Here is a 21,911-nt window from a genome sequence, read left to right as displayed (position 1 = left end):
TAATAATCGATAATTTCATTTTATCAATAAGCGTTCATATAATTTACTCATTAATTAGATTTTATATTTCAGCAATATCTAGGAGAAAATTATGAAAATGAATCATGTTGGTATTATGGTTGGCGATATGGACAAAGCGGTTGAGTTCTACACTAAAGCGCTAGGCCTTAGAATTGTAATGAATAACATCAGAGTTATAGAAGAGCGAAAATCAGCAATCGGTCGCATGTGTATTGCGGTATTCGGTGAAGGCTTCAAAAGTTTTAATATTGCTCACTTAGTAACTACTGATGGTATCGGTGTTGAGCTGTTTGAAATGGTTGACCGCGAAGAGCGCCACAACGTTGATTTCTCGCGCCTTGGTATCTTCCATTTCTGTTTACAGTTACCAAAGGAGCAGTTTGAAACAGCAATTAAACGTGTTGAAGAGTATGGTGGCAGAGTTCGCATGGATATCCACCGTTATCATCCTGAAGATGAACTAAAGCAAGCGCAAATGGTTTACCTAGAAGACCCATTTGGCAACCTATTTGAGTTTTACTCTCACTCTTACGAAGATACTTATGCTTCAGACTACGAATAACATAAAGGAGTAGAAAATTTTCTACTCTTTGTTTGTTGTTTCTGCAGAGGTGTTTGTTCATTTTTGTTGTTCATGTGTTGTTTAAAGTAGACGTACACTACTTGTTAATTCTGCATGGTCACAACGTGTATACAGCACGCAATAGTAATTAAAGGCTTATATCATCGGAGACTTTGGAGTTTAAGAGCAAGACTGAATAATTTTGAAATGAAGTGAGTCAATAGATGAGTAAAATCACTATTCATGAATTAGGCTAATTATTAAGCAACTTTTGTTTCATAAAATCAATAAATGCACGGTTTTTATTAGTCATGTATTTACTTTGCACAAACTGTAAGCAAATATCCCCCTGATAATTAAGCCCTTAAACAAAAAGAGCAAAGTAAAAACTTTGCTCTTTATTCAGATTAAATAACGCAGGTTATTTTAGCGAGTCATTAATTTCTTTTAGTGTTGCCACTGGGTCTGCAGATTGGGTGATTGGGCGGCCAACGACTAAATAATCGCTGCCATCTTCAACAGCTTGCTTTGGTGTCATAATGCGTTTTTGGTCACCAGCATCGCTACCTGCAGGGCGAATACCTGGGGTAACCAGTTTAAAGTCTGCGCCTAGCTCTGCTTTTAACTTTTTCGCTTCTTGCGCTGAGCACACTACTCCATCAAGGCCTGATTCTTTAGCTAGTTTTGCTAGGTAGATAACCTGCTCTTCAGGTGTTTTATCTACACCTAAGCGAGTAAGTTCGGCGGCATCCATGCTGGTTAATACTGTTACTGCAATCAATAATGGTGCGTCATCACCAAACTGCTCTAATGCTTGCTTTGCTTTGGTCATCATTTCAACGCCGCCAGAAGCATGCACGTTAACCATCCATACACCCATTTTTGCAGCTGCTGTAACAGCTTTTGCAACGGTGTTTGGAATATCATGAAATTTCAGGTCTAAGAAAACATCAAACCCAAGATCTATTAGTTCTTTTACAAAGCTAGGGCCAAAATACGTGAACATTTCTTTGCCTACTTTAAGGCGACACGTTTCAGGCGATAATTGCTTTACAAACGTAAGCGCTGTTTGTTGATCGTCATAATCAAGGGCAATTAATACTTTTTTTGAATCTTCGACAGACATAACTTTCCTAAAAAACTAATGGACTAATATGAATTAAAAACCGTCTATGCCACGGCTTGGAACAATTGTTTCCCAGTGTTTACAAGATGGACACACCCAATAGATGGTATGACTGGTAAAGCCACAATGCTGGCACTGAAAATCAGGTTTGGTTGCGATATAAGAGGTAACCAATTTATCAATTTGATCTAATACATCTTTAATATCGTTATTTTGTTTCGCGAGCAGTTGTAATAAAAAGCTGAAACCACGGATCGTGGGATGGCGCTTTAAACTGTCAGTTAAAAATTTAATGGCTTGCTCAATATGCCCTTGTTCAAGGAGTGCTTGGCAATGCTTTATTTTTATTAATACTCCCCCTTTTTCGAGCAGTTCATTCAGTAAATCATGAAATTGATGCGTTAAGTTAAGTTTGTCATAACTCATCGCCAGCTCTTCAATAAACACAGGGGCAAAAAAGGTAAACTGGCTAATTAGCTCTCGCCAGTAGTAAATTGCTTTCACATAATCTTCTTTGGTAAAAGCGCTGTGGCCGAGCTCATACAAAGGGCGAATAGCTTTGTGGTTTAAGCTAATCGCCTTGCGCATAATTTGTGTATCGTTGTCTTGTAAAGCGGCTTCACAATAAAAATTAGCAATGGCTTTAACATGCTGCGGTTTTGTAAATAGCTCACTGTGCGCCTCGTACATGTTAATGCCTTTATCCCACTCTCGCGTTTGCGAATATAGGTTAATAATAGGCTCTAAGGCTTCTTTGTATCCGGCTTTCACAAGCCAGACTAAATGCTCTTCCGCACCATCTAACAGCCCTGCCATAATATAATCTTCGGCAAGCTCTAAACGGCTGGAGGCTGCTTGTTGTTCATCTAAACTGGGGTGTTTTAATAACAGCTCATGAATTTTAATTGCACGGTCTAACTCGCCACGACGGCGAAACATGGTCGCCAATGTTGAATAGTGTTCAACGGAGTCTGCTGCAACTTCAAGAAGATTAATTAAGTGTTCTAAGCCTTGGTCTTCTTCTCTGTCTAAGAGAAACTTTAGGCCTTTAGAATATTCAGAGGTGATTTGGCGATTAAGCTGATGAGCTTGGTTTTTAGCACTGTTTTTACCCATTATCCAGCCGTAACCGGCTGCAACGGGTAAAAGTAAAAACAGAAGCTCAATCATGATTAGGTGTCTTTATTAGCAACAAGCTTTTTATTGTTTTTTTCAGGCGCTAACTTTTTCTTTAAGCGATAATTTTGCCACTTTAACTGCGAAAACAGTGTAAAGCTTATAAAACAACCAATGGCGACACCTAAAATAAAGCAGATACTTATTACAACAGCTAAGGGCAACGTATTACTGGCAATTAAATAATTGATTTGCACAAGTTGTGGATTTTGTGAACCAAGTACAAATGCAATAAATAAGCACAGCGCTATTAATACAATTTTTAATACCCTAAACAAGTAACTACTCCTGTATAAAACTAGGCAATACTCGCATTTACGCGGTCACGTAATTCTTTACCTGGTTTAAAATGTGGTACGTGCTTACCGTCTAGCTCAACTGTTTCGCCAGTCTTTGGATTACGACCTGTGCGCGGAGAACGATAATGCAATGAGAAACTTCCAAAGCCACGGATCTCGATACGATCTGAGCTAGATAATGAACCGGCCATTTGTTCAAGAATTTCTTTAACGGCATTTTCAACATCTTTCACTGGAATGTGTGCGTGTTGTTCAGCTAGTTGTTCTATCAATTCTGACTTAGTCATAACGTTTCCTTAAAAAGAGATAAAGGAAGGGCAAAACTGCCCTTCCAATTAAAGACTATAGATTAGTCTTTTTGAGCATTTTTGAATGCTGCAGCCATTGCGTTTTCAAACGCTGGCTCTTCTTTCTTAAGCTTCTCTAGTACTTCTTTCTCTTCTGCTTCGAAAAGAGCTTTAACAGATAAGCTTAAAGTGCGGTTCTTACGATCAACACCAACGTATTTCGCTTCGATTTCGTCGCCTGCAGAAACTACAGTAGTAGCATCTTCAACGCGCTCTTGAGCGATATCAGCTACACGGATGTAACCTTCAACGCCTTCGATTAGCTCAACAGTTGCGCCTTTCGCATCAACTTCAGTCACTTTACCTTTAACAATAGCACCTTTTTTGTTTGCGTCCAGGTAGTTATTGAAAGGGTCAGCTTCGATTTGCTTAACGCCTAGAGAGATACGCTCACGCTCTGGGTCAACTTGCAATACGATAGCAGTGATTTCGTCGCCTTTCTTGAATTCACGTACAGCTTCTTCGCCTGGCGTGTTCCAAGAAATGTCTGAAAGGTGAACAAGACCGTCAATACCGCCTTCAAGACCGATGAAGATACCGAAGTCAGTGATTGATTTGATCTTACCAGTAACTTGGTCGCCTTTGTTTTGTAGACGAGCAAATTCTTGCCATGGGTTAGCAATACATTGCTTAAGACCAAGAGAAATACGACGACGCTCTTCGTCGATTTCAAGAACCATAACTTCAACAGTGTCACCTAGTGAAACAACTTTTGAAGGGTGGATGTTCTTGTTAGTCCAATCCATTTCAGAAACGTGTACTAGACCTTCAACGCCTTCTTCGATTTCAACGAAACAGCCGTAATCTGTAAGGTTAGTAACACGACCAGAAAGCTTAGAACCTTCTGGGTAACGACCAGCGATAGCTGCCCATGGATCTTCGCCAAGTTGTTTAAGACCTAGAGATACACGAGTTTTATCTTTGTCGAATTTAAGAACTTTAACTGCGATTTCGTCGCCAACATTAACGATTTCTGAAGGGTGCTTAACACGCTTCCACGCCATGTCTGTGATGTGTAGTAGACCGTCAACACCACCAAGGTCAACGAACGCACCGTAGTCAGTAAGGTTCTTAACGATACCTTTAACTTCTTGACCTTCAACAAGGTTAGCAAGAAGTTCTTCACGCTCTTGTGAGTTTTCTGATTCGATAACTGCACGGCGAGAAACAACAACGTTGTTACGTTTTTGGTCAAGCTTGATTACTTTGAACTCAAGCTCTTTACCTTCAAGGTGAGTTGTGTCACGTACTGGACGAACATCAACAAGTGAACCAGGTAGGAAAGCACGGATTGAATCAACTTCAACAGTGAAACCGCCTTTAACTTTACCGTTGATAACACCAGTAACAGTTTCTTGCTCTTCACATGCTTTTTCTAAGCGGATCCACGCTTCGTGACGCTTCGCTTTCTCACGAGAAAGGATAGTTTCACCGAAACCGTCTTCGATTGCATCTAACGCAACATCTACTTCGTCGCCAACAGCAACTTCTAGTTCACCAGCAGCATTTTTGAATTGCTCAGCAGGGATTGCACTCTCAGATTTAAGACCAGCATCAACAAGTACGATGTTGTTCTCGATTGAGATAACTGTACCTTTAACGATAGAGCCTTGCTCTGCTTCAAAACCCTTTAGGCTTTCTTCAAATAACTGCGCAAAATTTTCTGACATTATACGTCTCTAAATAATTAAATAACCAATTAGCAACCATGCTGCATGGGGTTGTTAAAATAGCGCTGGCATCCTGCCGGCACATTAAAAAATTTACTTTTTAGCTTTAGGGAGCTTACCCGCAAGTACGGCTTCGTCGACTAAAGTAATAACTTTATCAAACACTTGCATTGCATTGAACTCGCTAGTATCGATTTCAATGGCATCTTTTGCAGGCACAAGCGGCGCAACTTCACGTGTCATATCACGGTGATCGCGTGCTTTTATGTCCTCAAGTAGACCACTTAGTGTAACATCTAGTCCACGATCGTTCAACTCAGCAAAGCGACGACGCGCACGCTCCTCAGCAGTCGCTGTTAAATATATTTTTAATGGCGCGTCTGGAAACACAACCGTGCCCATATCGCGACCATCTGCAATTAATCCGCTTTCAGAACGAAACGCGCGTTGACGACGCAATAATGCTTCTCTTACGCGTGGTAAAGCAGCGACTTTTGAGGCTGCAGCACCGACTTCTTCGTTGCGAATTGTTGTTGTGACGTCTTCGCCTTCTAGTACAATTTTAGACGTGTGTGTTTGGCTATCTACCAAAAACTGTACATCTAAGTTTGCAGCCAGCGGCACTAATGCATCTTCATTGTCTAATTCAATTTGATGATGAAGTGCAGCAAGTGACAGCACACGATAAATCGCCCCGCTGTCTAATACATCCCAACCTAATTTCTCGGCTAACAAGCGACAAACAGTTCCTTTACCTGAACCACTTGGGCCATCAATGGTGATTACGGGCATTAATAACGCCTGCATTTATAACCTCCTGCAATGCACACCAAAATAAAACCGCAACATTATACGTCAGTTCTCGTAATAGATCCGCACTTTGAATGTAACTTTTTATATTTTCTTCTGTTTTATTGACTTGAGACAGACTCTAGTACCTTGAAAAACGTTGGAAAAGTTTTATATGTACACTTAGGATCATTAATGGTTATTGGCTTACCGCCAACGGCCACCATCGCAAAGCACATGGCAATACGGTGATCATTGTATGTATCTATCGCTACATCATTAAATGTTTTTGGCGGTGTAATTTCGATGAAATCTTCACCTTCGACTACCTCAGCGCCCACTTTACGAAGTTCTGTCGCCATGGCGTACAAGCGGTCTGTTTCTTTTACACGCCAGTTATAGATATTGCGGATTGCAGTTGTACCTTTTGCGAATAACGCAACAGTGGCCAGTGTCATGGCCGCATCAGGAATAGCGTTTGCGTCGATATCAACCGCGTTAAGTTCACCTTTACGCACAACCAGCTTTTCATCGTACCAATCAATCTTAGCGCCCACTTGTTCCATCACTTTAGCAAAGCCAATGTCACCTTGAACAGACGCAGCACCAACACCGTTAATTTCTATTTCACCACCCGCTATTGCGGCAGCTGCAACAAAGTATGATGCGCTCGATGCATCACCTTCGACCATAATGCGCTCTAGTGCTTGGTATTGTTGGCACCCTTTTACATAAAATACTTCGTAGTTGTCGTGTTTAACTAACACACCAAAACGCTGCATAACATCTAAGGTAATATCAATATAAGGTTTTGATACTAACGTACCTTTAATACGGATTTCTGTATCACCATTAAATAATGGCGCTGCCATTAATAAGGCCGTTAAAAACTGACTAGATATACTGCCGTCAATTTCAACTTGGCCGCCATTAATTTTACCGCCTTTAATGGCCAGTGGTGGATAATCTTTATGTTTTAAATATTCAACATCACCACCCAGCGCATGCAGAGCATCCACTAAATGCCCAATAGGACGCTCTTCCATACGTGGCTCACCGACAAGCTCATACTCGCCCTCTACAGCGGCAAGAACCGCTGTTAAAGGCCGATAAGCTGTGCCAGCATTGCCGAGAAATAACGGCTCGCTAGGTGTTAAGAATTTACCTGCTACACCTTCAACGGTCGCAACGGTTTTATCGTCATTTAAGGTAACATTCACACCCAATAGCTTAAGTGCGCCTAACATATGACGAATATCATCACTGTCTAGCAAATTATCAACGACCGTGGTGCCCTGTGCAAGCGCCGCCAAAAGTAAAATACGATTTGATAAGCTCTTTGAGCCCGGCAGCGTGACACTGCCATTTACCTTTGAGATAGGTTCAAGACGAAGCTGTTCCATATTAGCTATTCTCCTTGGCGAATTTATCCATAAAATCAACCAAGGCTTGTACACCAGCAAGTGGCATTGCGTTATAAATACTTGCGCGCATACCACCTACAATGCGGTGGCCTTCAAGCGCCAGTAAACCCGCTTCTTTCGATTCTTTAATAAACTGGTCATTAAGCGATTCATCGTTTAACCAAAATGGTACGTTCATACGCGATCGGCAATGCTTAGCAACTTTATTATTATAAAAATCTGAATTGTCGATAAAGTTATACAGCAATTCTGCTTTGGCAATATTTTGCTCTTCCATGGCTTTTACGCCACCGTTTGCTTCTAACCATTCAAACACTTCTGCTGCTAAGTACCATGCAAATGTCGGTGGCGTGTTGTACATGCTGCCTTGCTTTGCTTCTAATGCGTAATCAAGAATACCTGGTTTTTCGAGACCTTCGCGCTCAAGCAACGTTTTACGAATAATAACAATTGCTAAACCCGATGGGCCGATGTTCTTTTGTGCGCCTGCATAAATGACATCGAACTGGTTTACGTCAATTTCGCGTGACAAAATTGTTGATGACATATCGGCGACTATTGGCGCAGATGGGTGTGAAGGCACGTCAAAAATCTCAATACCATCAACCGTTTCATTTGGGCAATAGTGAATGTATGACGCATCAGCTGGTAATTCCCAGCTTGTCGCTGGTTTAATTGAAAACTGGCCATTTTGCTGCTCGTCATTACGAACATTAATACTTGTCACTGCGGTGAACTTTTCGGCTTCTTGTGTCGCGCCTTTTGACCACACACCGTTTTCACAATACACCGCGGGCTTATCTGCTAAATGCAAATTTAGTGGTACAGCACTAAATTGGCCTCGGCCACCGCCATGCATAAATAAAACTTCAAATTCGTCACTGATATTCATTAGACGACGTAAGCTTGCTTCACATTTTGCTGTAAGCTCTAAAAAGTCGCTACTACGATGGCTGATTTCCATCACAGATACGCCTAAACCTTGCCAATCTATAAATTCTTTTTGTGCTTTTTGCATTACTGCCGGCGGTAACATTGCCGGTCCTGCACAAAAATTATATTTAGTCATTACTTTGCCTCATTCCAGTAATTATAGTGCGGATAAAAAAAGCGGCCGAAGCCGCTTTTTAAATCAATTTTACTCTGAAGGTGGGTTATCAACCGTTTCTTCAGTATGTGTATCGACTACTTCAACGCCCTCGCCTTCGATGGCTTCAAGCTCATCAACTTCGATTTCTTCGATACGTTGTAAACCAACTACTTGCTCTTCGTCAATAGTTCGTATCAAAATAACGCCCTGCGTATTACGACCAACCGTAGAAACCTCATTAACACGAGTACGTACAAGCGTACCACGATTAGAGATAATCATGATTTCGTCGTTTTCATCAACTTGTACTGCACCAACCACTGCGCCATTACGCTCGCTTACTTTGATTGATACAACACCTTGTGTTGCACGGCTCTTCGATGGGTAATCGGCAAGTGCTGTACGCTTACCATAACCATTTTCAGTCACGGTGAGGATTGCACCGTCTGTCTTAGGCACAATTAACGACACAACGCGTTGGTCGTCTGCCATCTTAATACCACGCACACCGGTTGCAGTACGACCCATTGGGCGTACACCTTTGAAGCGGATTTCAGGGTTACCCTCTTCATCAAGTACCGGATTGCCATTTTCATCAACGACAGTCGATTCTTCCGCTTCTTTAAAGCGTACTACCTTGCCTGCGTCTGTGAATAGCATGATTTCGTTTGTACCATCAGTGATATCAACACCAATTAGGCTATCGCCTTCATTTAGGTTGACCGCAATGATACCGCTTGCGCGTTGACGGCTATAAGCTGTTAATGGTGTTTTCTTAACTGTACCAAATGCTGTAGCCATGAAGATGTATTTATCTTCTTCGTACTCACGTACAGGTAGAATTGCAGTAATACGTTCGTCAGCTTCAAGTGGCAGTAAGTTCACAATTGGCTTACCACGCGCTGCACGGCTGGCAAGTGGTAATTGGTATACTTTCAGCCAGTATAAACGACCAGCAGTCGAGAAACACAGAATCGTATCGTGTGTATTTGCAACAAGGAGACGTTCAATGAAATCTTCATCTTTCATCTTCGTTGCTGATTTACCTTTACCACCACGGCGCTGTGCTTCGTAGTCTGATAATGGCTGATACTTCACATACCCTTCATGAGAAAGCGTTACGACAACGTCTTCTTCATTAATTAAGTCTTCAAGGCTGATATCGTGAGCTGCTGCACTGATTTCTGTACGGCGCTCGTCGCCATATTGTTCTTTAATTTCAACTAGTTCGTCGCGAATAACTTCCATAAGGCGATCTGGGGTTGAAAGGATATAAAGTAGTTCAGCAATAAGATCGAGTAGTGTTTGGTACTCGTCTAAGATCTTCTCATGCTCAAGACCCGTTAGTTTGTGTAAACGTAGGTCAAGGATCGCTTGTGCTTGTTGCTCAGATAAATAGTACTCACCATCACGAATACCTAGCTCTGGTGCTAGCCAATCAGGACGCGCTACATTTTCTTCACCGGCTTTTTCAAGCATGGCTTTAACAGTGCCTAGTTCCCAAGACCTTGCTGTTAAGGCTGCTTTTGCTTCAGCAGGCGTTGGTGATTTACGAATTAACTCAATGATTGGGTCGATATTCGCAAGGGCAATCGCTAAGCCTTCAAGCGTATGGGCACGGTCACGGGCTTTGCGTAAATCAAATACCGTACGACGGGTGACTACTTCGCGGCGGTGAATGATAAATGCTTCAAGCATTTCTTTTAAGTTGAAACACTTAGGCTGGTTGTTATCAAGTGCAACCATATTCATACCAAACACGGTTTGTAACTGTGTTTGTGCATAAAGGTTATTCAGAATAACTTCGCCTACATCACCACGTTTAATCTCGATAACGATACGCATACCGTCTTTATCTGATTCATCACGGAGTGCGCTAATGCCTTCAATTTTTTTGTCTTTAACAAGTTCAGCGATTTTTTCAATCAAGCGTGCTTTGTTAACTTGGTACGGAATTTCGTGGACGATGATCGTTTCACGACCCGTTTTTTCGTCTACTTCAATTTCTGCGCGTGCGCGGATGTACACTTTACCACGACCCGTTAGGTAAGCTTGCTCTATGCCTTTCTTACCATTAATGATCGCGGCTGTAGGGAAATCTGGACCTGGGATATATTCAATCAGATCAGCAATTGTCATATCTGGGTTTTGGATCAGTGCCAAACACCCATTAATAACTTCAGTTAAGTTATGTGGCGGAATGTTCGTCGCCATACCAACCGCAATACCCGATGAACCATTCACTAATAAGTTAGGTACTTTCGTCGGTAATACGTCAGGAATTTGCTCCGTACCATCATAGTTAGGTACGTAATCAACCGTTTCTTTTTCGAGGTCGGCTAATAGCTCATGTGACATTTTTGCCATACGGACTTCCGTATAACGCATTGCTGCCGCAGAGTCACCGTCAACTGAACCAAAGTTACCTTGGCCATCAACAAGCATATAGCGTAATGAGAAAGGCTGCGCCATACGCACGATGGTGTCATATACCGCGCTGTCGCCATGTGGGTGGTACTTACCGATTACATCACCAACAACACGTGCTGATTTTTTGTAAGGCTTATTCCAATCATTATTGAGTTCGTTCATTGCGAATAAAACACGACGGTGAACAGGTTTTAGACCATCACGTACGTCTGGCAATGCACGTCCTACAATTACGCTCATTGCGTAATCAAGGTAGGAGTTTTTTAATTCATCTTCAATATTGACTGGCAGAATTTCATTGGCGAGATCAGTCATTTGATTTCACATTCCTTCAGTATTGACTCATAAAGAGGCAAAGCGCCGCCTTTAGAGCTTTAGTTATTATTTCATGACCATGCTACCACAATTAATTTAGATTTACAGGCGCTAAATCTTTGCGATTTATTAATTTACCCCTATATAATGGCCTCAGATTGACGAGGAAGTTTTTTATGACCGAACATCAAAATGTAGATAATGCAGAAATTGCAAAGTTTGAAGCCATCGCTGAACGTTGGTGGGACCGCGACGGAGAGTTCAAACCTCTTCATGAAATAAATCCTCTTCGCTTGGATTTTGTTGCCGACAAAGTTGGCGGCTTATTTGATAAAGAAACCTTAGATGTTGGCTGTGGTGGCGGCATTTTAAGTGAAAGCATGGCACGCATGGGAGCTAAAGTAACAGGCATCGATATGGGTCAAGAGCCATTAACCGTTGCTAAGTTACACAGTTTAGAAACCGGTGTCCCTGTTGATTATATGAAAGTACCGGCTGAAGAGTTTGCTAAAGAGCACCCTGCTCGCTTTGATGTAATCACCTGTATGGAAATGTTAGAGCACGTGCCAGACCCTGCTTCTATCATTCATGCGGTCGCTGAGCTTGCAAAACCTGGCGCCGATGTATTCTTTTCGACATTAAATAAAACACCTAAAGCGTATTTATACGCCATTGTGGGTGCTGAAAAGTTATTAAAAATGGTGCCCGAAGGCACGCACGACCACAAAAAGTTTATAAAACCCGCCCAATTAATTGCATGGGCAGAAGATGCAGGCTTAAAAGTAAGAGCAAGCACAGGCCTCAGCTATAATCCGTTTTCTAAGCAATACAGTTTAAATGATGATGTGAGTGTTAATTACATTCTTCATTTTGAGAAACTTGCCTAATGGCTGGTTGTAATCCTGATATCGCTTTTGATGCCTTTATTTTTGATTTAGATGGCACATTACTCGATACTGCGGATGACCTTGGCGGCGCATTAAATCGCGTATTAGCAGATGCGAATATCGCGCCTGTTGATAAAAGCATTTATCGCCCAGCAGCGTCAAATGGGGCCAATGCATTATTAGAGGTCGGCTTTGGTGATAAATGGCCCGATGTTGAACAATTAGCATTAAGGCAGCAACTGCTCGACTATTATGCAGAAGACATTGCGATTCATAGCAAGTGCTTTAATGGCATTGAGCAACTTCTCGCCTCACTTGAGCAAAACAGCATTAAATGGGGGATCATGACCAATAAGCCCGGCTTTTTAACCGAGCCATTGGTGCAAGCTATCCCTAGCCTTGCTAATGCCATGGCTGTCGTGAGTGGTGATACCTTAGCAGTTGCTAAACCATCGCCAGAGCCACTTATTCATACTGCAAACATGCTCGATGTTGATCCAACGCGTTGCTTATACATAGGTGATGCCGAACGCGACATACAAGCAGCAAAAGCTGCCAATATGTACAGTGCAACTGCACTTTGGGGTTATATACCAAGTGTGGATACCGCACTGAGCTGGGGCGCAGATTTTAACTGGCAAACTCCAACTGATGGATTTATCCATATATAGTGTTAGTTTTAAGTTAAAACACCATATATTGTGATTGGGTTGAGTTTTAAGCAAACTTTGTTGATAAAAAAAACAGTCAGAAATTATTTTTAAAAACGATAATTTTTGTAGATCTTGAGTTGATTTTTACAAATTTCATCATCAATGAATGATCAAAGGTTAATGCTCACTAACACAATTCGTTTATCCAATAGTTATCCACAAAATGGGGCATTTCTATCCCTTGCAAATGATCGCAGACCACACTATCTTGTGATCTGCGTTTTAAAGAACACCAGATATTGTGGCTAAATGTTATTCAATTGACTCATGCTGGTGCTAATAATAATTATAATTAAGAATACCTTTGTCACTAAAAATATAATTTCCCAAGGAATACAGGCAAAACTATGAACCAACAGCTATCTGTAAGCAAACGTGACGGCCGTAAAGAGTCACTTGATCTAGATAAGATCCATCGCGTCATCGCTTGGGCCGCCGAAGGTCTAAATAATGTGTCTGTGTCACAAGTTGAATTGAAATCACATATTCAATTTTACGATGGCATTCGTACTGACGACATTCACGAAACTATCATTAAAGCAGCAGCCGATCAGATCTCTAAAGATACCCCTGATTATCAATACCTTGCTGCTCGTTTAGCTGTATTCCATTTACGTAAGAAAGCGTATGGTCAATTTGAGCCGCCGCGTTTATACGACCACATTACAAAACTGGTTGAAGACAAACGTTATGATCAACACTTACTCGTTGATTACACTGAGCAAGAAATTGACGAGTTAGATGCGTATATTGATCATAACCGTGATCTAAACTTCAGCTATGCCGCTGTAAAGCAGCTTGAAGGGAAATACCTAGTACAAAACCGTGTAACGGGTGAAATTTACGAAAGCGCGCAGTTTTTATATATCTTAGTGGCAGCGAGCTTGTTCTCTGACTACCCTCGAGAAACACGCCTTGATTACATCAAGCGCTTTTATGACGCGGTTTCGACATTCAAAATTTCATTGCCGACTCCTATTATGGCTGGTGTGCGTACACCTACGCGTCAATTTAGTTCATGTGTACTGATTGAGTGTGGTGATAGCCTTGATTCAATTAATGCGACATCATCTGCAATTGTAAAATACGTATCACAACGTGCAGGTATTGGTATTAATGCGGGCCGTATTCGTGCTTTAGGTAGCCCAATCCGTAACGGTGAAGCATACCATACTGGGTGTATTCCATTTTATAAACACTTCCAAACGGCGGTTAAGAGCTGTTCTCAAGGCGGTGTCCGTGGTGGTGCAGCAACCCTATTCTACCCGCTGTGGCATTTAGAAGTTGAAAACTTATTAGTCCTTAAAAATAACCGTGGTGTTGATGACAACCGTGTTCGTCATCTAGATTACGGTGTACAGTTCAACAAATTAATGTACAGCCGTTTAATTAAAGACGACTACATTACTTTATTCAGCCCATCAGACGTACCGGGTCTTTACGATGCATTCTTCGAAGACCAAGCTAAATTTGATGAGCTATACGTAAAATACGAGCAAGATGAGTCGATTCGTAAAAAACGTATTAAAGCGATTGAGCTGTTCTCAATGTTCGCACAAGAGCGTGCTAGTACAGGTCGTATTTACTTACAAAACGTTGACCACTGTAATACTCATAGCCCGTTTATCTCAACGGTAGCACCGATCCGTCAGTCTAACTTATGTTTAGAAATTGCATTACCGACTAAGCCACTTAGTAACGTAATGGACGAAGAAGGCGAAATCGCACTGTGTACACTTTCTGCATTCAACTTAGGTGCAATTGAGTCACTTGATGAGTTAGAAGAGCTTGCTGAACTTGCAGTACGTGCGCTTGATAACTTACTTGATTTCCAAGACTACCCTGTCCCTGCAGCGAAAAACGCAACCATGGGTCGTCGCACGTTAGGTATTGGTGTCATCAACTACGCATACTACCTTGCTAAAAACGGTAAACGTTATTCTGACGGTAGTGCAAATGCATTAACGCACCAAACATTTGAAGCAATTCAATATTATTTAATGAAAGCATCAAATGAGCTTGCTAAAGAACGTGGTGCTTGCCCTAAATTTAATGAAACAACGTACTCGCAAGGTATTATGCCAACAGATACGTACAAGCGCGACCTTGACCAAATCTGTGATGAACCTCTTCACTTAGATTGGGATACACTGCGCGCAAACATTAAAGAACATGGTATGCGTAACTCAACATTGTCGGCATTAATGCCATCAGAGACTTCATCACAAATCTCTAATGCAACAAATGGTATTGAGCCACCGCGTGGACACATCAGTGTTAAAGCAAGTAAAGATGGTATCTTGAAACAAGTAGTACCAGAGTATGAGCGCCTAAAAGACAATTATGAGCTACTTTGGGATATCCCATCAAACGATGGTTATCTGCAATTAGTGGGCATTATGCAGAAGTTCGTTGACCAAACGATCTCTGCGAATACAAATTATGATCCATCTAAGTACGAAGGCGGTAAAGTACCTATGAAGGTGCTTTTAAAAGACCTCCTTTCAGCATATAAACTGGGTGTTAAAACGTTGTATTATCATAACACCCGTGATGGCGCTTCAGATGCTCAAGATGAGCTTACACCTGAGGTGGAAGATGATGGTTGTGCAGGCGGTGCTTGTAAAATCTAATTAAATTAATAACATACACAAGCGGGCTCCTTAGCCCGCTTTGTCCTGACTGTTTTTTGAGTATTCACTATGTCATATACAACTTTTAGCCGAAACCATAATAACCAATTACTAGAACCGATGTTTTTCGGCCAGACGGTAAACGTGTCACGTTACGACCAACAAAAGTACCCTATCTTCGAGAAGCTAATTGAAAAGCAATTATCTTTCTTCTGGCGTCCTGAAGAAGTTGACGTAAGTAAAGACCGTCTTGATTTTCAAGCTTTACCTGACCATGAAAAACACATTTTTTTAAGTAACTTAAAATACCAAACATTACTTGATAGTGTGCAAGGTCGTTCGCCTAACGTTGCCTTACTGCCAATTGTGTCAATTCCTGAACTTGAAACGTGGATTGAAACATGGGCATTTAGTGAAACAATTCACAGCCGTTCTTACACGCACATTATTCGTAACGTAACGCAGTCACCTGAGCTTATTTTTGATGATATCGTGAGTAACGAAAAAATCAGTGAACGTGCCGATGCGGTGACTAAGTATTACGATGAATTAATCAACATGATTTCGATTTACAACCTTTACGGTGAAGGTAAACATGTGATTAATGGTGAAGAAGTTAAAGTGAGCTTGTTCGACCTTAAAAAGTTGCTTTACCTTGCGATGATGTCGGTTAATATTCTGGAAGCAATTCGTTTTTATGTCAGCTTTGCATGTTCATTCGCGTTTGCTGAACGCGAGCTAATGGAAGGCAATGCAAAAATCATTAAATTAATTGCGCGTGATGAAGCTCTTCATTTATCAGGCACACAACACATCTTAAACATTATGCAAGACGGTAAAGACGATCCTGAAATGGCGATTGTTGCAGCGCAATGTAAAGATGAAGCAATTAAAATGTTTGTTGATGCCGCAGAGCAAGAAAAAGACTGGGCTGAATACCTGTTTAAAGATGGCTCAATGATTGGCTTAAATAAAGATATTTTATGCCAATACGTTGAATACATTACAAATGCACGTATGACTGCGGTAGGCTTACCTGCTCAGTTTGAAAGTAAGAGCAACCCGATTCCATGGATCAATTCGTGGTTAGTCTCTGATAACGTGCAAGTTGCACCGCAAGAAGCCGAGATAAGTTCTTACCTTGTTGGTCAAATCGATTCTCAAGTTGATGCATCAGACTTTGGTGATTTCGATCTGTAATGAGCACTAAACACACTGCACAGGTTATCCTTGCAGGAACAGACAGCCAGAGTATAGATTTTGACTCTGGCTGTTCATCTCTCCTTGAATGCCTTGAACAACATAAAATAGATGTACCCTATCAATGCCGCGAAGGATATTGCGGTGCTTGTCGTGCTCAGCTTGTAGAAGGCGACGTACGTTATAATCAAGAGCCCCTTGCCTTTGTGCGTCCAGGTGAAGTATTACTGTGTTGCAGTAAACCTAACGGTAAAATTACTATTGAACTTTAATGCCATACAAGATCACGTGTTTGGTAAAAATGGTGTTTATCTGCCACGCTAATCGTTTGCTGATCAATAGTAATATCCCACTGCAAATTTTTACTTAGATGAGTAACGAGTTGTTCAATAAACTGGCTATCGAAAGCGATAAGGTGACTGTTGCTGATCAACGCAAGCTGACGTTGATACTCATTTAACCAGTCACTTTCAAGCGTGGTGACAACCCACAGTTCATCAACTCGCTTAGCGATTTTAGTTAACATGGATATATCGGGCTGATCAACAGACAGCCACGTCTCATAATGCTCATCGAGCGCTTTTATTGACACATCGGGTTGATTGTTTTTTAGCCGAGCATTGATAGTTGCCTGCTTATTATGCGAAAACAAACAATAGCTCAGCAATTTGAGCACAAAATGCTGATAACTTTCCCCTCTGTCACAGGCGGTGGTGAAGGTTTCCTGATGATTACAATGCTCACGTAAATCTGCGATGGTGAACTGCGCCTTAAATACTCTATTTTTATCAGACATAACCACGGGCCATACCGATTAAATAATCTAAGTATAGTGTATGAAATTTAAATCGCGACAGTTTATAAGTTATAGTATAACGTTATTGCCATTGAAAAATGGTGGTGTTATATTATATCACAACATTCAACAACCAACGTAAAAAGTAGTAACAATGAAGCAATTTTCAATTATTTCTAGTGCTGTTGCCGCTGCACTGTTTTCTCAATCAAGCATTGCTGCTGTTATCACAGGCCAAGTAGTAGATAAAAATCAACAACCCGTTGTTAATGCACAAGTCCATGTACATGGTAAATCACAGGCTGTAATGACTGACGCGCAAGGTGAATTTAAAATTGATGTCGACAGCAAAGGTCAACTTCATGTAAGCAAAGATAATTTCATTGATAAGCGTGTTGATATTAATGGGGATGATCAATCTGTTGTTGTTACTTTGACGCCTACATCCGTAGAAACCGTTGTTGTGTATGCGTCAGCCTTACACAAAAACAGCTTAGAGATGATCTCACCGGTTAATGTGTTATCAGGTGACAATTTAAAAAATAAAGCGAAACCGACTCTAGGTGAAACTTTAAAAGGCTTACCGGGTGTTAATGCCAGTTATTTTGGTCCCGTTTCATCAAGCCCTATAATTCGTGGTTTAGATGGCCCGCGTGTTAAAATTACACAAAATGGTTTAGACAGTAGTGATGCATCTCGTATCGGACCCGATCATGCCACTTCAAATGACAGTTTAGCAGCAGAGCAAATTGAAGTGCTTCGTGGCCCAGCTACCCTACTTTATGGTTCAGGCGCAATTGGGGGTGTTGTAAACGTTGTTGATAACCGTATTCCTACCGATAATATCGAGACATTGACAGGTGCGGCTCAATACACACACGACACAGTATCAAATACGAATACCTATGCAGCTAAGTTAGAAACAGGTAACAACGGTTTCAACTTCCATTTTGATGGCACAAAACGCACGGGTGACGACTACAAAACTCCCACGTTTGAACTTCCAGAAGAGCATGAAGAACACGAAGGTGAAGAACACGCTGAGCACGAGACTGCTAACAGCGTAGAAAATACCTTTATAGACAGCCAAACCGTTAACTTTGGAACTAGCTACGTTGGTGAACATTTAACGTTAGGCGTGTCATATGGCCGTATTGAAACAGATTATGGTATTCCTGCCCATGAACATCATGGCCACGATCATGAAGAAGAAGCTGAACATGAAGAAGCTGGACATGGCGAAGAAGCCCATGAAGAATCTGTATTTGCTCAGTTAGAGCAAGATCGTTGGCAAGGCTACATGAGTTACGCTCTTCATAATAATTGGATTGAAAACATCTCGTTGCGCGTAGGTTATACAGATTATAAACATGCTGAAATTGAAGACGGTGAAGTTGGAACGGTGTTCAGTAACAAAACAACTGAAGCACGTGCGACAGTCGAGCATAAACTTGGTCTTTGGCACGGTATGGCTGGTTACCACTATACAGAATCTGACTATGATGCCGATGGCGAAGAAGCGTTCACACCGGCCAGTGTAACAAAATCAAACGCGCTATTTTTACTTGAGGAAAAACAATTTGGTGATGTCACTGTTGAACTAGGTGCGCGCATCGAAGATTACCAAATCGATTCTGCTGTCACAATGGCTGAACATCATCATGATCATGCAGAAGAAGCGCATGATGAAGAGGAAGAAGCTGAAACAATTAACTACAGTGCCGATTTCACTAACTTAAGCTTATCTGCGGGTGCTATTTGGCAATATCAAGAAGGCCAAAGCGTTGCGCTTAGCGTGTCTCACTCTGAACGTGCACCATTAAGTGCAGAACTACTCTCGAATGGTGTTCACATTGCAACAGGTACTTATGAATTAGGCTTAGGTTATCATATTGAAGAAGGTGAAATTCACTTTGAACCTGAAGACATCAAACAAGAGACTGCAACAAACTTTGATTTAAGTTTCCGTCGTTTCATTGGTGACTTTGGTTATACAATCAACTTTTTCTATAACGACATTGAAAACTTCTATTACCAACAAAATACGGGCTATTTCTTTGATGAAGAACATGGCTTAGAAATGGCAGAAGAAGTACACGATGATGCCATGGCGGTTTACCAATTTACCAGTAAAGATGCCAAATTGTATGGGTTAGAATTTGATGTGCACTATCAAGTTTCACCTAGCACCTTAGTGAAAGTATTTGGTGACTCGACGACAGCTAAATTAAAAGATGACAATAACTACTTACCACGAATCCCAGCGAATAAATTGGGTTCAGAGTTACAGTATACCGTCTCTGATTGGCAGTTTAGCCTAACAGGTACACATTACTTTGAGCAGTCAGACATCACAGCCTACGAGGCAAAAACTGAAGGGTATACTTTGTTTGATGCGTCAGCGAATTATCAACTTGACTTAGGCCCAGTAGATACACAACTTTATATCAACGTTGATAACATAACAGACGAACTTGGCTTTGTTCACAGCTCGTTTATTAAAGAAAAAGCGCCACTACCGGGCAGAAACTTCAGCCTAGGTATCCGCGGTTACTTCTAAAAAGTAACGAATATAAAAAAACCCTTTCACTTTAATAAGTGAAAGGGTTTTTTATTATCTTTTAAAAAAGTTAAACGCGCTGTTTAACCTTTTTGTTCGATTTTAGCCCATGAATCACGAAGACCCACCGTTTGGTTGAACACAAGTGTCTGTGCTTTATTATCGCGACAGAAATACCCTGTACGTTCAAACTGGAAGCCCTGCTCTGCTTGTGCATTTGCAAGTGAAGGTTCTAACTTCGCATTTGATAACACCACAAGCGACTCTGGATTAAGCGTTGCATTAAAGTCTTCAGCAGCTGCTGGGTTAGGTACGTTGAATAGACGATCGTATAAACGTATTTCTGCAGTAATAGACTCGCTAGCAGATACCCAATGGATTACCCCTTTCACCTTGCGACCATCACTTGGGTTTTTACCCAGCGTTTCATCATCGTAAGAACAGAAGATCGTGGTGATTTCACCATTAGCGTCTTTTTCAATGCGTTCAGCTTTTATCACATAAGCTCCGCGTAAACGCACTTCTTTACCCAGCACTAAACGCTTAAACTTATTGTTTGCTTCTTCACGGAAATCTTCGCGTTCAATATAAAGCTCGCGAGTAAATGGCACATCACGGCGTCCCATTTCTTCTATGTTCGGGTGATTAGCGACTGATAACGTTTCTACTTTATCTGCATCATAGTTCTCTAGAACCACTTTAACAGGGTCAAGTACAGCCATAGCACGTGGTGCATGTTCATTTAAATCTTCACGAATACACGCTTCCAACATGCCCATTTCAACCATGTTTTCTTGCTTAGTAATACCAATGCGTGAACAGAACTCACGTACTGAAGCTGGTGTATAACCACGACGACGTAAACCAGCAATCGTTGGCATACGTGGGTCATCCCAGCCTTCAACATGGCCATTAACCACTAAGTCATTTAATTTACGCTTAGACATAATGGTGTATTCAAGATTTAAACGTGAAAACTCGATTTGCTGTGGATGGCATTCTAGGCTGATGTTATCAAGCACCCAGTCATAGAGACGTCGGTTATCTTGGAATTCAAGCGTACATAAAGAATGTGTAATACCTTCAAGCGCATCCGAAATACAATGTGTAAAGTCATACATTGGGTAAATGCACCACTTATCACCTGTTTGGTGATGGTGAGCAAAACGTACACGGTACAAAATAGGATCGCGTAATACAATAAACGAGCTTGCCATATCAATTTTAGCACGCAGTACACACTCGCCTTCTTTAAACTCACCGTTACGCATTTTTTCGAATAAGGCTAAGTTCTCTTCAACAGGTGTATCACGATAAGGGCTATTTTTTCCTGGCTCTTTTAGCGTACCACGGTACTCACGTGCTTGGTCTGCTGACAAGAAACACACATACGCAAGCCCTTTTTCGATAAGTTCAACGGCATAGCCATAAAGTGCATCAAAGTAGTTTGATGAATATTTAATTTCACCATCCCATTGAAAACCGAGCCACTGCACATCTTCTTTAATAGAGTTTACGTAGTTGATATCTTCTTTTTCTGGGTTTGTATCATCAAAACGTAAGTTGCAAAGGCCATTGTAATCCTGGGCAATACCAAAATTTAAGCATATAGACTTTGCATGACCAATGTGTAAAAAACCATTTGGTTCTGGTGGAAAACGTGTATGCGTAGTCGCGTGTTTACCGCTTGCGAGATCTTCGTCGATACGCGTTCTTATAAAGTTACTTGGGCGATTCTCAATTTCCGCCATAGGAGCATAATCCTCTGAATATTGCATGGTGACAAAACTACTGCATTATTACAAAAAGAAGCGCTAACATACAGTAGTTGATGTGTGTTTATCGAAGATAATAATGCGATTGTTAAAACCCT

At 41.3% G+C, this 21,911-nt stretch carries 18 protein-coding genes; 7 read left to right on the top strand and 11 right to left on the bottom strand.

Annotated features, from left to right (window positions below; translation table 11 throughout):
• Window positions 1–91 precede the first annotated feature (91 nt).
• Window positions 92–583 carry a VOC family protein gene (locus GZH31_RS07695; protein WP_118844235.1) on the top strand — a complete coding sequence of 164 codons (492 nt, stop codon included), beginning with the start codon at window positions 92–94 and terminating at the stop codon, window positions 581–583.
• A gap of 421 nt (window positions 584–1,004) precedes the next feature.
• Here GZH31_RS07695 and pyrF read toward each other — a convergent pair whose 3' ends face one another.
• The 9 genes from pyrF to gyrA all read right to left on the bottom strand — a co-directional run bounded on the left by pyrF (window position 1,005) and on the right by gyrA (window position 11,249).
• Window positions 1,005–1,709 (bottom strand): orotidine-5'-phosphate decarboxylase, encoded by a 705-nt coding sequence (pyrF, locus tag GZH31_RS07690; RefSeq protein ID WP_036968566.1) that lies wholly within the window; start codon window positions 1,707–1,709, stop codon window positions 1,005–1,007.
• Window positions 1,710–1,742: 33 nt separating this feature from the next.
• The gene (lapB, locus tag GZH31_RS07685; RefSeq protein ID WP_065979890.1) at window positions 1,743–2,879 is read right to left on the bottom strand and encodes a lipopolysaccharide assembly protein LapB; all 1,137 of its coding nucleotides are present in this window, start codon (window positions 2,877–2,879) and stop codon (window positions 1,743–1,745) included.
• Between the two features lie 2 nt (window positions 2,880–2,881).
• The gene (locus tag GZH31_RS07680; protein ID WP_054551349.1) at window positions 2,882–3,163 is read right to left on the bottom strand and encodes a lipopolysaccharide assembly protein LapA domain-containing protein; all 282 of its coding nucleotides are present in this window, start codon (window positions 3,161–3,163) and stop codon (window positions 2,882–2,884) included.
• Window positions 3,164–3,183: 20 nt separating this feature from the next.
• Window positions 3,184–3,471: an integration host factor subunit beta gene (gene ihfB, locus GZH31_RS07675; RefSeq protein ID WP_036968575.1), complete on the bottom strand. Its 288-nt coding sequence runs from the start codon at window positions 3,469–3,471 to the stop codon at window positions 3,184–3,186.
• A gap of 62 nt (window positions 3,472–3,533) precedes the next feature.
• A complete protein-coding gene (rpsA, locus tag GZH31_RS07670) occupies window positions 3,534–5,201 on the bottom strand; it encodes a 30S ribosomal protein S1 (RefSeq protein ID WP_036968578.1) in 1,668 nt (555 codons plus the stop codon).
• Window positions 5,202–5,294: 93 nt separating this feature from the next.
• Window positions 5,295–6,008 (bottom strand): (d)CMP kinase, encoded by a 714-nt coding sequence (gene cmk, locus GZH31_RS07665; protein WP_118844234.1) that lies wholly within the window; start codon window positions 6,006–6,008, stop codon window positions 5,295–5,297.
• 104 nt (window positions 6,009–6,112) lie between these two features.
• Window positions 6,113–7,393 carry a 3-phosphoshikimate 1-carboxyvinyltransferase gene (gene aroA / locus GZH31_RS07660; RefSeq protein WP_118844233.1) on the bottom strand — a complete coding sequence of 427 codons (1,281 nt, stop codon included), beginning with the start codon at window positions 7,391–7,393 and terminating at the stop codon, window positions 6,113–6,115.
• Between the two features lies 1 nt (window position 7,394).
• Window positions 7,395–8,483 (bottom strand): 3-phosphoserine/phosphohydroxythreonine transaminase, encoded by a 1,089-nt coding sequence (gene serC / locus GZH31_RS07655; RefSeq protein ID WP_036968587.1) that lies wholly within the window; start codon window positions 8,481–8,483, stop codon window positions 7,395–7,397.
• Window positions 8,484–8,552: 69 nt separating this feature from the next.
• Window positions 8,553–11,249, bottom strand: a complete 2,697-nt coding sequence (gene gyrA, locus GZH31_RS07650; protein ID WP_036968590.1) for a DNA topoisomerase (ATP-hydrolyzing) subunit A — start codon at window positions 11,247–11,249, stop codon at window positions 8,553–8,555.
• A 176-nt stretch (window positions 11,250–11,425) separates the two neighbouring features.
• On the opposite strand from gyrA, the gene ubiG reads away from it, so the two are divergent.
• From ubiG to yfaE, 5 genes are all read left to right on the top strand, one after another.
• A complete protein-coding gene (gene ubiG / locus GZH31_RS07645) occupies window positions 11,426–12,136 on the top strand; it encodes a bifunctional 2-polyprenyl-6-hydroxyphenol methylase/3-demethylubiquinol 3-O-methyltransferase UbiG (RefSeq protein WP_036968593.1) in 711 nt (236 codons plus the stop codon).
• Window positions 12,136–12,807, top strand: a complete 672-nt coding sequence (locus GZH31_RS07640) for an HAD family hydrolase (RefSeq protein ID WP_036968596.1) — start codon at window positions 12,136–12,138, stop codon at window positions 12,805–12,807. Before ubiG ends, GZH31_RS07640 begins: the two co-directional genes overlap by 1 nt.
• A 389-nt stretch (window positions 12,808–13,196) precedes the next feature.
• Complete coding sequence (gene nrdA / locus GZH31_RS07635) at window positions 13,197–15,482, top strand: class 1a ribonucleoside-diphosphate reductase subunit alpha (protein ID WP_036968599.1); 2,286 nt, start codon at window positions 13,197–13,199, stop codon at window positions 15,480–15,482.
• Window positions 15,483–15,551: 69 nt separating this feature from the next.
• The gene (nrdB, locus tag GZH31_RS07630) at window positions 15,552–16,682 is read left to right on the top strand and encodes a class Ia ribonucleoside-diphosphate reductase subunit beta (protein WP_036968602.1); all 1,131 of its coding nucleotides are present in this window, start codon (window positions 15,552–15,554) and stop codon (window positions 16,680–16,682) included.
• A complete protein-coding gene (gene yfaE, locus GZH31_RS07625) occupies window positions 16,682–16,954 on the top strand; it encodes a class I ribonucleotide reductase maintenance protein YfaE (protein ID WP_036968605.1) in 273 nt (90 codons plus the stop codon). Before nrdB ends, yfaE begins: the two co-directional genes overlap by 1 nt.
• Here the strand turns inward: yfaE and GZH31_RS07620 are convergent.
• Window positions 16,951–17,478, bottom strand: a complete 528-nt coding sequence (locus GZH31_RS07620) for a YaeQ family protein (RefSeq protein ID WP_065979888.1) — start codon at window positions 17,476–17,478, stop codon at window positions 16,951–16,953. The two genes, yfaE and GZH31_RS07620, sit on opposite strands and share 4 nt — an antisense overlap.
• Before the next feature lie 154 nt (window positions 17,479–17,632).
• Here GZH31_RS07620 and GZH31_RS07615 point away from each other — a divergent pair, with 154 nt between their 5' ends.
• Entirely contained in the window at window positions 17,633–20,038 is a 2,406-nt protein-coding gene (locus GZH31_RS07615) for a TonB-dependent receptor (protein WP_180311535.1), read from the top strand.
• An 83-nt stretch (window positions 20,039–20,121) separates the two neighbouring features.
• Here GZH31_RS07615 and glnS read toward each other — a convergent pair whose 3' ends face one another.
• Complete coding sequence (gene glnS, locus GZH31_RS07610; RefSeq protein WP_180311534.1) at window positions 20,122–21,789, bottom strand: glutamine--tRNA ligase; 1,668 nt, start codon at window positions 21,787–21,789, stop codon at window positions 20,122–20,124.
• Window positions 21,790–21,911 lie beyond the last annotated feature (122 nt).

It is taken from the genome of Pseudoalteromonas sp. JSTW (assembly GCF_013423925.1).
Classification (GTDB): domain Bacteria; phylum Pseudomonadota; class Gammaproteobacteria; order Enterobacterales; family Alteromonadaceae; genus Pseudoalteromonas; species Pseudoalteromonas lipolytica.
Note: the sequence above shows the minus strand (reverse complement) of the source record. Positions and strands in the feature narration are given on the sequence as shown.